Here is a 12790-nt window from a genome sequence, read left to right as displayed (position 1 = left end):
GGCTCGGCGGCGGTCGGTGGCCGATAGGGTTCGGTGGGTGAGAGAGCGATTCCGGGTCGTCGGCGGCGCGAACCTCGTCGGCGAGGTCGCCGTCGTGGGGGCCAAGAACAGTGCCCTGAAGCTCATGGCGGTGGCCCTGCTCGCGGTCGGCCGCACCACCCTCACGAACGTGCCGGCCATCGCCGACGTGACGATCATGGCCGAGCTGCTGCGTCGGCTCGGGGTGGGCGTCGACTACGACGCGGCTGCGGGCACCGTGGTGCTCGACGTGCCGGAGCGCATCGGCCACCGCGCCGACTACGAGCTCGTGCGTGCCCTGCGTGCCTCGATCTCGGTGCTCGGCCCGCTCGTGGCCCGCGTCGGTGAGGCCGACGTCGCGGTGCCGGGCGGCGACGCGATCGGCTCGCGCGGCCTCGACCTGCACGCGGCCGGTCTGGAGGCCCTGGGCGCGGAGGTGCACGTCACCCACGGCTACCTCGTCGCAACCGCCCCGCACGGTCTGCACGGCGCCGAGATCCGGCTCGACTTCCCGAGCGTCGGCGCCACCGAGAACATCCTCACCGCCTCGGTCCTGGCCCGCGGCACGACGACGATCGACAACGTGGCCAAGGAGCCCGAGATCGTCGACATCGCCGAGATGCTGAACGCCATGGGAGCCCGCGTCGAGGGTGCGGGCACGTCGCGCATCACCGTCTCCGGTGTCGAGTCCCTGTCACCGTGCGAGCACGCCGTCGTGCCCGACCGCATCGCGGCCGGCACGTGGGCCTTCGCCGCCGTCACGACCCGCGGCGACATCGAGGTCGTCGGCGGGGTCGCCGACCACCTGCGGGCGCCGCTCGGCGCTCTGGAGCGGGCCGGGTGCCACGTCGAGACGACCGACCGCGGGTTCCGCGTCTCGGCGAAGGGGCGCACCGTGCGGGCCTTCGACGTCGCGACGCTGCCCTACCCGGGATTCCCGACCGACCTGCAGCCCTTCGCGCTCACCTGCAACGCGGTCGCCGAGGGCTCGGCGATGATCACCGAGAACCTCTTCGAGGCCCGCTTCCGCACCGTCCAGGAGCTCGCCCGCCTCGGCGCGGACGCCCAGGTCGACGGGCACCACGTCATGATCCACGGGGTGCCGATCCTCTCGGGCGCGCCCGTCGAGAGCAGCGACATCCGTTCCGGTGCGGCCCTCGTCCTGGCGGGGCTCGTCGCCGAGGGCGACACGCTCGTCAGCGGCGTGCACCACATCGACCGCGGCTATCCCCGGTTCGAGGAGGCGCTTCGGGCCCTCGGCGCCGACGTCACCCGCGAGCCCGACGACGCGCCCTTCGAGTAGGCCGCCCGAGGCCGCCCGAGGCCGCCCGAGGCCGCCCGAGGCCGGTCGCCCGCGACTGCGGGCTTGGCTGCCCGCTTTGTCCGGACCCGCCGGAAGCCGTTCCGGGGCGGCCTGGAACTTTGTCTCGACGTACGTATTTTCTTGACCACTTCTTGACTCCTAGGGGCAACGTTTCGGGAGGCTGGCGCGTCATCATGGGTGACGGCACAGCGTTGAGAGGGGTCTACATGACGCTGAACACCCACCGCAGGGGACCGGTCAGAGTGCTTGATGCACCCGACGGCCATGACGTGATCATCGAGGGTCGACTCGATGTCCACACCGTTCCCGACATCCGCGACGCCATCCACGCCGTGATCGTTCTCGGGCCGGGGGAGCTCCGTCTCCACCTGGGCGATGCCGAGATCGGTGACGCGACGGGTCTCGGGGTCATCGTCCACCTGCACCGCCGCGCCACGCGCGCGGAGCGGCGCCTGCTCCTCGTCGACGCGAGCGACCGCACGACGCGTCTGCTGCGTGGCTGTCGTCTGGAGCGGATCCTCGCGCCGCGCCACCCGGCCGCTACTGTGGCGCCTCTCACCGCCTGAGCGCCTCCCCACCGCAGCACCCCGCCGCTACCGTCGAGCCATGTCTTCGACGGAGAGCACACCGCACCCGACCGCCCGGGTGACGCCCGACCGTCCGTGGGTCATGCGCACGTATGCCGGCCACTCGAGCGCCGCTGCGAGCAACGCGCTCTACCGCCGCAACCTCGCCAAGGGCCAGACCGGCCTGTCCGTCGCCTTCGACCTGCCCACCCAGACCGGCTACGACCCCGACCACGTGCTCTCGCGCGGCGAGGTCGGCAAGGTCGGCGTGCCGATCAGCCACATCGGCGACATGGAGGCGCTCTTCGAGGCGATCCCGCTGCGCGAGATGAACACGTCGATGACGATCAACGCGACGGCGATGTGGCTGCTCGCCCTCTACCAGGTCGCCGCCGAGCGGCAGGCCGAGGCGGCCGGTGACGACCCCGCCGACTGGGTGCACGCGCTCGCCGGCACGACGCAGAACGACATCATCAAGGAGTACCTCTCGCGGGGCACCTACGTGTTCCCGCCCGCGCCGTCGCTGCGGCTCATCACCGACATGGTCGCCTACACGGTGCGCGAGATCCCGAAGTGGAACCCCATCAACATCTGCAGCTACCACCTGCAGGAGGCCGGGGCGACGCCCGTCCAGGAGATCGCGTACGCCATGTCCACCGCGGTCGCGGTGCTCGATGCCGTGCGCGACTCCGGCCAGGTGCCCGCCGACGAGTTCCCGAGCGTCGTCGCGCGGATCTCCTTCTTCGTCAACGCCGGCGTGCGCTTCGTCGAGGAGATGTGCAAGATGCGCGCCTTCGTCGAGCTCTGGGACGAGCTGACCCGTGAGCGCTACGGCGTGACCGACGCCAAGGCGCGTCGCTTCCGCTACGGCGTGCAGGTCAACAGCCTCGGCCTCACCGAGGCACAACCCGAGAACAACGTGCAGCGCATCGTCCTCGAGATGCTCGCCGTGACGCTCTCGAAGGACGCCCGGGCCCGGGCCATCCAGCTGCCGGCGTGGAACGAGGCGCTCGGCCTGCCGCGCCCGTGGGACCAGCAGTGGAGCCTGCGCATGCAGCAGGTGCTCGCCTACGAGTCCGACCTGCTCGAGTACGACGACCTCTTCACCGGCTCGGTCGTCGTCCAGGCCAAGGTCGCCGAGCTCGTCGCCGGCGCCAAGGCCGAGATGGCGCGCATCGAGGAGATGGGCGGCGCCGTCGCCGCCGTCGAGTCGGGCTACATGAAGTCCGCCCTCGTCGCGTCGCACGCGGAGCGCCGGCGCCGCATCGAGGCAGGCGACTCGATCATCGTGGGCCTCAACAAGTTCGAGACCACCGAGCCGAACCCGCTCACCGCCGACCTCGACACGGCCATCCAGACCGTCGACGCGGGCGTCGAGCGCGAGGCCGCCGAGGCCGTACGCGTGTGGCGCGAGTCGCGTGACGCCGACCCGGCCCGCCGCGACCGGGCAGTCGCGGCGCTCGATCGGCTTCGGGCCGACGCGGCCTCCGGGACCAACCTCATGGCCGCCTCGCTCGAGTGTGCTCGGGCCGAGGTGACGACGGGGGAGTGGGCCGCCGCGCTGCGCGAGCAGTTCGGTGAGTACCGCGCTCCGACAGGTGTCTCCGGCTCTGTCGGCGTCGGCTCCAGCGAGCCCGGTGACGCCCTGGCGCGGGTCCGGGACCTCGTGGCCCGCACGGGCGAGGACCTCGGCGAGAAGCTGCGCATCCTCGTGGGCAAGCCCGGGCTCGACGGGCACAGCAACGGCGCCGAGCAGGTGGCCGTGCGGGCGCGCGACGCCGGCTTCGAGGTCGTCTACCAGGGCATCCGCCTGACGCCCGAGCAGATCGTCGCCGCCGCCGTGGCCGAGGACGTCCACCTCGTGGGCCTGTCGATCCTCAGCGGCTCGCACATGGAGCTCGTGCCCGAGGTGCTGCGGGGGCTCGCGGCGGCAGGTGCGGCCGACGTGCCGGTCATCGTCGGCGGCATCATCCCCGAGTCCGACGCCGCGGCCCTCAAGGCGGCCGGGGTGGCGATGGTCTTCACCCCGAAGGACTTCGGGCTCAACGACATCATGGGCGAGATGGTCGGGGTCATCCGGGCCGCTCGCGGACTCGCGCCGCTCGAGACCGCGCCGGCCTGACTGGCGTAGCGTCGGAGCATGAGCGACCTGCAGTGCGCCGCACGGATCGTCGTGGTGAACCCTCCGGGGCTGTCCGACGTCGCCTGGCTCGCCTCGGCGATCCATCTCGAGAAGGTCCAGGCGGTGTATGCCGCCGACGACGTCCCCGACACGGGCCCCGTCGAGACCCTGGCGGACGACCTGGGCGTGCCCTCGCACCTCGGGCACGGTGACCTCCACGACGGTTCCGAGGGGTTCGGCGAGCTCGTCGACCGCCACCGCGGCGAGTGCATCGTCGTCGTGCGGGGTGGCGCGGACACCGAGCCCGTGATGCTGCTCGTCGACGCCGACGGGACGACCCGCCAGCCCATCGAGGGACTCGCCTGATGCCGCGTGCGTCGACCGCTGCCGCGGTCGTCGCAGAGCTCGGGCAGGCAGCCACCGAGGCGGACCTCGCGAAGGTACAGGCCCGCCTCACCGACGGCGAGGCGGCCTTGGGCGTCCGCATGGGCACGCTCTTCGCCGTGGCGAGGACGCACACCGGAATGCCCCTCGCGGAGGTGCAGCGGCTGCTGGCGCACCCGGCCTACGAGCCGCGGCTCGCAGCGTTCTGCGTGCTCGACTTCAAGGCCCGGCGCAAGCGCACCGGGGCGCACGAGCGCGGCACGCTGGCTCGCACCTACCTCGGGCACCACCACGCCATCACGTCGTGGGACATGGTCGACCGTGCCGCGCCGCGTGTCATCGGCCAGTGGCTCGTCGGCAAGGACAAGCAGATCCTGCGCGACCTCGCGGCGTCACCCGATCCGCTGCGCCGTCGCACCGCGATGACGGCACCCCTCGGCTTCCTCGACGTGACCGACGTGGAGGCGGGCTACGAGATCGCCTCGACGTTGCACGACGACCGGGATCCGTTGGTGCACAAGCCGGTCGGCATCTTCCTCAAGCACGCGGGCGAGCGCGACCGCGACCGACTCGTCGCCTTCCTCGAGTCGCACGTCGACACGATGCCGAGGTCGGCGGTTCGCCTGGCCGTCGAGAAGCTGCCGCCCGAGCTCCGGGCCCGCTGGGTCGGGCGCTGACGATGCGGGCCGGCCGGACGGCATACCGGGCCGGTGTCAGAAGAGGCGGGACTCCGCGTCGTCGATGCCCTTGAGGGCGTCGTAGTCGAGCACGACGCACCGGATGCCGCGGTCCTCGGCGAGGGTGCGTGCCTGCGGCTTGATCTGCTGCGCGGCGAAGACGCCGGTGACAGGGGCCAGGTGCGGGTCGCGGTTCATCAGCTCGAGGTAGCGGGTCAGCTGCTCGACGCCGTCGATCTCGCCGCGACGCTTGATCTCGACCGCCACGCTGACGCCCGACGAGTCCTTCGCGAGGATGTCGACCGGCCCGATGGCGGTCATGTACTCGCGGCGCACGAGCGACCAGCCGTGGCCGAGGGTGTGGATGTGCTCGGCGAGCAGCTTCTGCAGGTGCGCCTCGACGCCGTCCTTGACCAGGCCCGGGTCGACGCCGAGCTCGTGCTCCGAGTCGTGCAGCACCTCGTGGATGAGGACGGTGAGGCGGTCCTCGCTCTTGGCGTGCTGGACGCGCCACACGGCCACGACGCCGTCGCCGGCCTGCGTCTCGTCGGGCTCGACCTCGGCCATGGTGCACGGCGGCGACATCCAGTTGAGCGGCTTGTACGAGCCGCCGTCGCTGTGCACGAGCACCGAGCCGTCGGACTTGACGAGGAGCAGCCGGGTCGCGAGCGGGAGGTGGGCCGTGAGCCGGCCGTCGTAGTCGACGCTGCAGCGGGCAATGACGAGACGCACCGGACCACCCTAGGGCAGGGCGCAGGCGCTCGCGCGCACCCGGCGTGGGGAGCGTCACCCCGAGGACGGGTGTGGGCGGCACACGCCCTCTGCGAGACTCTGGCGCATGGCTCGTGAGTTCACCAAGGTTGGCGTCATCGGACTCGGCACCATGGGTGCCGGCATCGTCGAGGTCTTCGCACGCAACGGCATCGACGTCGTCGCGGTCGAGGTCACCGACGAGGCGGTCGAGAAGGGCCGGGGGGTGCTCCAGCACTCGACCGACCGTGCCGTCTCCCGCGGCAAGCTCAGCGCCGACGACCAGGCCGCGCTGCACGACCGCGTGCAGTTCACGAGCGACATGGCCGACCTCAAGGAGTGCCAGCTCGTCGTCGAGGCCGTGCCCGAGCACCTCGACCTCAAGAAGGAGATCTTCGGCCGGCTCGACACGATCGTCAGCGACGACGCGATCCTCGCGACCAACACGAGCTCGCTGCCCGTCACCGAGATCGCCGTGGCCACGATCAACCCCAAGCGGGTCGTCGGCATGCACTTCTTCAACCCGGCGCCGGTGCTGCAGTTCGTCGAGGTCATCAAGACCGTCATCACGAGCGACGAGATCTTCGAGGACGTCAAGGCGCTCGCAGAGCGGCTCGGCAAGAAGCCGGTCATCGTCGGCGACAAGGCGGGCTTCATCGCCAACGCCCTGCTCTTCGGCTACCTCAACCATGCCGTGTCGATGTACGAGAGCCGCTACGCCACGCGCGAGGACATCGACGCCGCGATGAAGCTCGGCTGCGGCTACCCGATGGGCCCGCTCGCGCTGATGGACCTCATCGGTCTCGACACCGCCTACGAGATCCTCGACACGATGTACAAGCAGGGGCGTGACCGCCTGCACGCGCCGAGCCCGATCATCAAGCAGATGGTCAGCGCCGGCCTCAAGGGCCGCAAGAGCGGTCGTGGCTTCTACACGTACGCCGAGCCGGGCAGCTCGCAGGTCGTCGACGACGCGCTGACCCCGAAGGGGACCGCCTCGGGTGCGGGTGCCGCTCGCACGATCAGCACCGTCGGCGTCGTCGGCTCCGGCACCATGGCGACCGGCATGGTCGAGGTCTTCGCGAAGGCGGGCCTCGACGTCACGTTCGTCGCACGCAGCGAGGCCAAGGTCGAGGCCGTGCGGGCAGCCCTCGCCAAGAGCCTCGAGAAGGCCGTGCAGCGGGGCAAGGCCACCGAGGAGGAGCGCGACGCCGCCCTCGCCCGCGTGACCGGCACGACGCGTCTCGACGACCTCGCCCGGGTCGACCTCGTCGTCGAGGCCGTCGTCGAGGACCTGACCGTCAAGCGCGCCCTCTTCGAGAACCTCGACGAGATCTGCCGGCCCGGTGCGATCCTCGCGACGACGACGAGCTCGCTGCCCGTCGTCGAGTGCGCCGCCGCGACGAAGCGCCCTCAGGACGTCATCGGGATGCACTTCTTCAACCCGGCCCAGGTGATGAAGCTCGTCGAGGTCGTGCACACGGTCTCGACCGCACCCGACGTGGTCGCCACCGTCCAGGCGCTCTGCGCGAGCATCGGCAAGCACGCCGTGACGTGCGGCGACCGCGCCGGCTTCATCGTCAACGCGCTGCTCTTCCCGTACCTCAACGACGCCGTGAAGATGCTCGAGGCCAACTACTCGACGGCCGACGACATCGACACCGCGATGAAGACCGGCTGCGGCCTGCCGATGGGCCCGTTCGAGCTGCTCGACGTCGTCGGCCTCGACGTGTCGCTCGCCATCGAGCGCGAGCTCTACCTCGAGTTCCGCGAGCGCGGCTACGCCCCGGCGCCGCTCCTCGAGCACCTCGTCACCGCCGGCTACCTCGGGCGCAAGACGGGGCGCGGGTTCCGCACGTACGCCTGACACCTAGGCTGGTGGCATGCCCTCGCGCCGTCGACCCAGCAAGCACGCGCGCGAGCACGTCCCCCTCGACGTGACGCGCATCCAGGGCGGGTCGACACGCGAGGAGGCGTATGCCGGCACGCGCTGGACCGTGCGCGCCGTGAGCGGGGCGTCCGCCACCCGGGCGTACCTGTGCCCCGGTTGCCAGCAGGACGTCCCGCCCGGCGTTCCGCACGTCGTCGTGTGGCCGGCCGAGGGCGTCGGTGGTCTCGGCGACCGGAGGCACTGGCACTCCGGGTGCTGGCAGAAGCGCGACGCCAGGCCGCCGGGCAACGCGTACCGCTGAACGGTTTCAGCGGCGCTCGGCGAGCACCTGCTCGCGCAGGATGTCGGCGTGCCCGCAGTGCTGGGCGAGCTCGCGCAGCACGTGGAGGTAGACCCAGCGCAACGGCAGCGCACCGAGGCGGTGGCCCGTCAGCACGTCGTCGAGTCCCATGGACGCCGTCGCACGGCGCGAGACCTCGCACGTCTCGGCGTGGGCCCGTGTCACCGACTCCACCGTGTCGGCGTCGGTGAGCAGGAACGACTCGCTCGAGTCCTCCGGGATGCCGATCTCGGCGCGGCTGCGGCCCGTGACGGCCTGGTCGAACCACACCTTCTCGACGTAGGTCGCGTGCTTCACCAGCCCGAGCAGGGTCGTGGCCGACGGCACGAGGGAACGCCTCGCCTCCGCCTCGCCCAGGCCCTCGAGGCTCTGCCGCAGCGCCGCGCGGTGCTCGTCGACGAAGGACTCGATCTGGGCCTTGGACGGCTGGGCGATGACGTCCTGGGCGAAGGTCTGCGGGAAGGTCATGGGCCGAGCCTGCCACGCGGCGGACGAGTCTGGACCGTCGTGGTCTCGCTGGCTCAGGGGCGCCGGACCAACAACGACCTGCCCAGCGGGGAACGCACGATGCGCGGATCGGCGAAGCCGGCGTCGCGCAGCTCGGCCGCCAGCTCTGCGGGCGTGCGCAGCGGGATGTCCCACGAGGCCAGCTTCGCTCGGAAGGCGGCGACGTGGCTCGCGTCGTCCCGAGCGGGAGCGGCGACGAGCGGAGCCGCCAGGAGGCCGCCCGGGCGCACGGCCCGGTGCGCTGCCGCACGTGCCCCCGGCCGTGACGGGGCAGGGAAGAAGAACTGGCTCCAGAAGCAGAGGTCCGCGCTGGCCGGCCGGTCGAGGGCCGCTGCGTCGGCGACGACGAACTCGACGCGGTCGGTGAGCCCGAGCCGTTCTGCCCGGGCGCGTGCCTCCTCGACGAGGTCGGCGCAGATCTCGACCGCGGTCGCCCGCAGCCGCGGGAAGAGCTGGAGCTGCGCGAGGAGGCCGCCGCCCACACCGCATCCGAGCTCGAGGTAGTCGGCGCCCGCCTCGGCGCGCTCGCCCCACTCGGGGAACCGGGCGAGGAAGTCACCGACCAGCTCGACGTCGGCAGGCTTCTCCGGGTCGACGCTGACGCCGTTCGCGTACCCGAGGCGGGTGGCCGCGTCGGTCGTCCAGTAGTCGCTGGCCCGGGCGCTCGCGTCCATGCCGCCAGCGTACGAGCCACGGCGGGGGCGACACGCGTGCGCACCGGGTGCTCCGGGCCTAGTGGCGTCGTTGCCTGGGGACGAGCACCTCCTCGTAGAGCAGCAGCGCTCCGGCGGCGAAGGGGATCGCGAGCAGGGCGCCGAGGATACCGAGCAGCGTGCCGCCGGCCAGCGCGGCGACGACGGTGACTGCGCCCGGGACGGCCACCGTGCGCTGCATGATGCGCGGCATGACGGCGTAGTTCTCGATCTGCTGGTAGACGACGAAGTAGATGATGACGATGAGCGCCTTCTTCGGCTCGTCGAAGAAGGCCGTGATCGCGACGACCGAGGCGCCCAGGGTGGCGCCGACCATGGGCACGAGCCCCAGGAAGCCGACGGCGACGGACAGCACGGCGGCGAACTTCAGGTCGATGAGGCTCATCATGATCCACGCGAAGAAGGCGTTGATTGCGGCCACGACGACCTGCCCGATCGCGTACGACCCGACGCGTCGCATGACCTCCTCGGAGAGGGAGACGGTGCGCGGGCGCCGGCTGGCGGGCACCAGGGCGTAGGCCGCCTGCTTGACCGCCGGGAGCGACGCGAGGAAGTAGAGGGTGAGGACCAGGACCGTCAGCACGCTGAAGACGCCCGCCGCGATGAGCTTGCCGGCGTCGAGCACGCCACCGAAGATGCCGGCCCACAGGTTGCCGTCGGCGACGCGACGGTTGACCTCCTCCTGGATGCGCTGGATCAGCTGGTAGCGGTGGTCGACCTCCTGGACCCACGGGTTCGCGAGCAGGTTGTCGAAGAGGCGTGGCGCGTTCGTGGCCAGCTCGGAGCCCTGCTCGGCCACGGGCGGGATGACGACCCAGCCCACGAGCGTGAAGACCGCGAGCACGCCGAGGAAGACGATGGTGACCGCCCACCCGCGCGAGACCCGGCGACGGGTCAGCGCCTCGACGAGAGGGTTGAGCGACAGGGTCAGGAAGAGCGAGATGACGAGCAGGGTGATGACGGTGCCGAGGCGCCCGACCGCCTGCACGACGGCATACGCGGTGAGCACGCCGACGGCACCGACGAAGCCGACGTAGAACGGCGACTGGCGGTTGAAGGGGGTGCCGGTCGGGCCGAAGTCGCGCCGTGGGCCCTTGGGTCGTCCGGGCGGGGCGTACGCGTCGTCGTTCCCCTGGGGGTCGTCGGTGCCCTCCTCGCCTGGTGCGGCACCCGGGGCGTACGCGTCGTGCTGGGTGCGGCTCGGCGATCCGGGCTCCACGTCGCCGGGTGACGCCGGAGGCTCGGGGACGTCCCTGCCCGCGCCGTCGCGCGTGGGCTCGTCCGGGCCAGGGGGGCGCTCGTCGAGGCCGAGGTCGCGCGCGAGGAAGGTGTCCATCCGGGCACGCTGAGCGCGCCGGTAGCGCGACCAGCGTCCCCAGATGCTCACGTGCGCGAGCCTACGTGAGTCGTCGCCTCGGGGACGGGGGCCGCATCGACCACGGCCCGGCGTCGCCGTCCGGGTACGAGGCGGGAGGGCGCGCGCTGCGTGTGCCCTTGTGCACCCGACCTGACGAGGAGAAACCATGCCCAGCGTCACCCGGAGCTTCACCGTCCGCCGCGAACCCGCCGCCGTCATCGACTACCTGAAGGACTTCGCCAACGCCGAGGAGTGGGACCCTGGCACCGAGTCGTGCACCCGGGTCGGGGACGGGCCCGTCGCAGTGGGGGCTCGCTGGCACAACGTCTCGAAGATCGCCGGAGTGACCACCGAGCTCGAGTACGAGCTGACCGAGCTCACCGACTCACGGGTGGTGCTGGTGGGCCGCAACGACAGCGCGACGTCCACCGACACGATCACCGTGGTGCCGTCGGGTGAGGGGAGCGAGATCACCTACCACGCCGACCTCGACATGCACGGGCTCGCCAACCTCGCGTCACCGGCGATGAAGCTCGTCTTCGAGAAGCTCGCGAACGACACCGAGGAGCAGCTGACACGGGTCCTCGAGTCACGCTGACGAGCAGCGCCCGTGCGCGCATGCCCTGGACGACGACGAGGGCCGGCCCACCGCGACGGTGGGCCGGCCCTCGGTCCGTGTGACGGATGGGGCTACTGGTCGGCGAAGCGGTTGATGGCCTTCTCGAAGCCGGCGCGCTTCTCGGGGTCGGTGACGCCGAGGCCGGGCTCGGGGGCGAGCGTCAGCACGCCGACCTTGCCCTGGTGGGCGTTCCGGTGCACGTCGAGCGCGGCCTGGCCGACCTCGTCGAGCGTGTAGGTCTTGGAGAGCGTCGGGTGGATGAGACCACGGTTGATGAGCTCGTTGGCCTCCCACGCCTCGCGGTAGTTGGCGAAGTGAGAGCTGACGATCCGCTTGAGGTTCATCCAGAGGTAGCGGTTGTCGTACTCGTGCATGTAGCCCGACGTCGACGCACAGGTGACGATGGTGCCGCCCTTGCGCGCGACGTAGACGCTCGCACCGAACGTCTCGCGGCCCGGGTGCTCGAAGACGATGTCGACGTCGTAGCCGCCGGTGAGCTCGCGGATCCTCTTGCCCAGTCGCTGCCACTCGCGCGGGTTCTGCTCCGTGCCCTCGTCGTTCCAGAACCGGTAGCCCTCGGCGTTGCGATCGATGATCAGCTCGGCACCCATGGCGCGGCAGATCTCGGCCTTCTCGGGCGAGGAGACGACGCAGATCGGGGTGGCGCCGCCGGCGAGGGCCATCTGGGTGGCGTACGAGCCGAGACCACCCGACGCGCCCCAGATGAGCACGCGGTCGCCGAGCTTCATCGCCGCGCCGTTCTTGCTGATGAGCTGGCGGTAGGCCGTCGAGTTCACCAGTCCGGGGGAGGCGGCCTCCTCCCACGAGAGGTGCGCGGGCTTCGGCATGAGCTGGTTCGCCTTGACGACGGCCAGCTCGGCGAGGCCACCGAAGTTCGTCTCGAAGCCCCAGATGCGCTGCTGCGGGTCCATCATCGTGTCGTCGTGGCCCTCGGCGTCCTCGAGCTCGACCGAGAGGCAGTGGGCGACGACCTCGGTGCCCGGCTTCCACTTCGTGACGCCGGGGCCCGTGCGCAGGATGACGCCGGCGAGGTCGGAGCCGACGACGTGGTACGGGAGGTCGTGGCGCTTGGCGAACTCCGACATGCGGCCGTAGCGCTCGAGGAAACCGAACGTCGACACGGGCTCGAAGATCGAGGTCCAGACGGTGTTGTAGTTGATGGCGCTCGCCATCACGGCCACGAGGGCCTCGCCGGGCGCGAGCTCCGGCACCGGCACCTCGTCGATGTGCAGCGACTTGCGGGGGTCCTTGTCGCGCGTGGCGATCCCCTCGAACATCCCTACCTCGTCCTTGTGGACCGTGGCGCCCCGGTAGGTCCCGGGGATCTCGAGGTTCGCGTAGGTCTCCTGGGTGCGGTCGCCGGAGAGGATGGCGTCGCGGATGGCCTGCATTGAAGGTCCTTACGTCGCAGCGTCATTGGTGGGCTGGCTGTGCCTGCTGCAGCGAACGTAGCGACGCCTCGAGTACTGGTGAGTACTTCTGAGACTCCCACCACAGGTGA

At 71.2% G+C, this 12790-nt stretch carries 13 protein-coding genes; 8 read left to right on the top strand and 5 right to left on the bottom strand.

The features are described 5' to 3' along the window. Positions 1-37: 37 nt before the first annotated feature. From murA to ACXR8F_RS00760, 5 genes are all read left to right on the top strand, one after another. Positions 38-1321, top strand: a complete 1284-nt coding sequence (gene murA / locus ACXR8F_RS00780; protein WP_458798374.1) for a UDP-N-acetylglucosamine 1-carboxyvinyltransferase — start codon at positions 38-40, stop codon at positions 1319-1321. Between the two features lie 227 nt (positions 1322-1548). Continuing rightward, entirely contained in the window at positions 1549-1908 is a 360-nt protein-coding gene (locus tag ACXR8F_RS00775) for an STAS domain-containing protein (RefSeq protein ID WP_045188441.1), read from the top strand. A 103-nt stretch (positions 1909-2011) separates the two neighbouring features. Next, positions 2012-4030 carry a protein meaA gene (locus ACXR8F_RS00770; RefSeq protein ID WP_458798822.1) on the top strand — a complete coding sequence of 673 codons (2019 nt, stop codon included), beginning with the start codon at positions 2012-2014 and terminating at the stop codon, positions 4028-4030. A gap of 18 nt (positions 4031-4048) precedes the next feature. Further along, positions 4049-4396, top strand: a complete 348-nt coding sequence (locus ACXR8F_RS00765; RefSeq protein WP_458798373.1) for a hypothetical protein — start codon at positions 4049-4051, stop codon at positions 4394-4396. Continuing rightward, complete coding sequence (locus tag ACXR8F_RS00760) at positions 4396-5091, top strand: DNA alkylation repair protein (protein ID WP_458798372.1); 696 nt, start codon at positions 4396-4398, stop codon at positions 5089-5091. Before ACXR8F_RS00765 ends, ACXR8F_RS00760 begins: the two co-directional genes overlap by 1 nt. A 36-nt stretch (positions 5092-5127) precedes the next feature. Here the strand turns inward: ACXR8F_RS00760 and nucS are convergent, their stop codons facing one another. Next, positions 5128-5823 carry an endonuclease NucS gene (gene nucS, locus ACXR8F_RS00755; RefSeq protein ID WP_045188450.1) on the bottom strand — a complete coding sequence of 232 codons (696 nt, stop codon included), beginning with the start codon at positions 5821-5823 and terminating at the stop codon, positions 5128-5130. Positions 5824-5929: 106 nt separating this feature from the next. On the opposite strand from nucS, the gene ACXR8F_RS00750 reads away from it, so the two are divergent. Both ACXR8F_RS00750 and ACXR8F_RS00745 read left to right on the top strand, forming a co-directional pair. After that, on the top strand, positions 5930-7708 hold the full coding sequence (locus tag ACXR8F_RS00750; RefSeq protein ID WP_458798371.1) for a 3-hydroxyacyl-CoA dehydrogenase family protein: 1779 nt from the start codon (positions 5930-5932) through the stop codon (positions 7706-7708). Between the two features lie 16 nt (positions 7709-7724). After that, complete coding sequence (locus ACXR8F_RS00745; RefSeq protein ID WP_458798370.1) at positions 7725-8033, top strand: hypothetical protein; 309 nt, start codon at positions 7725-7727, stop codon at positions 8031-8033. Positions 8034-8039: 6 nt separating this feature from the next. Here the strand turns inward: ACXR8F_RS00745 and ACXR8F_RS00740 are convergent, their stop codons facing one another. Genes ACXR8F_RS00740 through ACXR8F_RS00730 form a run of 3 tightly spaced genes read right to left on the bottom strand, consistent with a single transcriptional unit; the run spans position 8040 to position 10679 of the window. Further along, positions 8040-8540 carry a DinB family protein gene (locus ACXR8F_RS00740; protein ID WP_458798369.1) on the bottom strand — a complete coding sequence of 167 codons (501 nt, stop codon included), beginning with the start codon at positions 8538-8540 and terminating at the stop codon, positions 8040-8042. 53 nt (positions 8541-8593) lie between these two features. Next, on the bottom strand, positions 8594-9253 hold the full coding sequence (locus tag ACXR8F_RS00735; RefSeq protein WP_458798368.1) for an SAM-dependent methyltransferase: 660 nt from the start codon (positions 9251-9253) through the stop codon (positions 8594-8596). 58 nt (positions 9254-9311) lie between these two features. Beyond that, the gene (locus tag ACXR8F_RS00730; RefSeq protein ID WP_458798367.1) at positions 9312-10679 is read right to left on the bottom strand and encodes an AI-2E family transporter; all 1368 of its coding nucleotides are present in this window, start codon (positions 10677-10679) and stop codon (positions 9312-9314) included. A gap of 136 nt (positions 10680-10815) precedes the next feature. Between ACXR8F_RS00730 and ACXR8F_RS00725 the strand changes: the two genes are divergently transcribed. Further along, positions 10816-11247, top strand: a complete 432-nt coding sequence (locus tag ACXR8F_RS00725; RefSeq protein ID WP_458798366.1) for an SRPBCC family protein — start codon at positions 10816-10818, stop codon at positions 11245-11247. A gap of 92 nt (positions 11248-11339) precedes the next feature. Here ACXR8F_RS00725 and ccrA read toward each other — a convergent pair whose 3' ends face one another. Next, on the bottom strand, positions 11340-12680 hold the full coding sequence (gene ccrA, locus ACXR8F_RS00720; protein ID WP_458798365.1) for a crotonyl-CoA carboxylase/reductase: 1341 nt from the start codon (positions 12678-12680) through the stop codon (positions 11340-11342). Between the last annotated feature and the right edge of the window lie 110 nt (positions 12681-12790).

This window comes from Terrabacter sp. AAH1, assembly GCF_054456855.1.
This window is presented reverse-complemented; position numbering and strand designations above follow the sequence as displayed.

Bases quoted from the DNA above. Each gene is read 5' to 3' on its own strand.
- ACXR8F_RS00775 (WP_045188441.1), top strand. From the start codon at position 1,549: ATGACGCTGAACACCCACCGCAGGGGACCGGTCAGAGTGCTTGATGCA.
- ACXR8F_RS00740 (WP_458798369.1), bottom strand. From the start codon at position 8,540: ATGACCTTCCCGCAGACCTTCGCCCAGGACGTCATCGCCCAGCCGTCC.
- ACXR8F_RS00770 (WP_458798822.1), top strand. From the start codon at position 2,012: ATGCGCACGTATGCCGGCCACTCGAGCGCCGCTGCGAGCAACGCGCTC.
- ACXR8F_RS00745 (WP_458798370.1), top strand. From the start codon at position 7,725: ATGCCCTCGCGCCGTCGACCCAGCAAGCACGCGCGCGAGCACGTCCCC.
- ACXR8F_RS00760 (WP_458798372.1), top strand. From the start codon at position 4,396: ATGCCGCGTGCGTCGACCGCTGCCGCGGTCGTCGCAGAGCTCGGGCAG.
- ACXR8F_RS00750 (WP_458798371.1), top strand. From the start codon at position 5,930: ATGGCTCGTGAGTTCACCAAGGTTGGCGTCATCGGACTCGGCACCATG.
- ACXR8F_RS00725 (WP_458798366.1), top strand. From the start codon at position 10,816: ATGCCCAGCGTCACCCGGAGCTTCACCGTCCGCCGCGAACCCGCCGCC.
- ACXR8F_RS00735 (WP_458798368.1), bottom strand. From the start codon at position 9,253: ATGGACGCGAGCGCCCGGGCCAGCGACTACTGGACGACCGACGCGGCC.
- ccrA (WP_458798365.1), bottom strand. From the start codon at position 12,680: ATGCAGGCCATCCGCGACGCCATCCTCTCCGGCGACCGCACCCAGGAG.
- ACXR8F_RS00765 (WP_458798373.1), top strand. From the start codon at position 4,049: ATGAGCGACCTGCAGTGCGCCGCACGGATCGTCGTGGTGAACCCTCCG.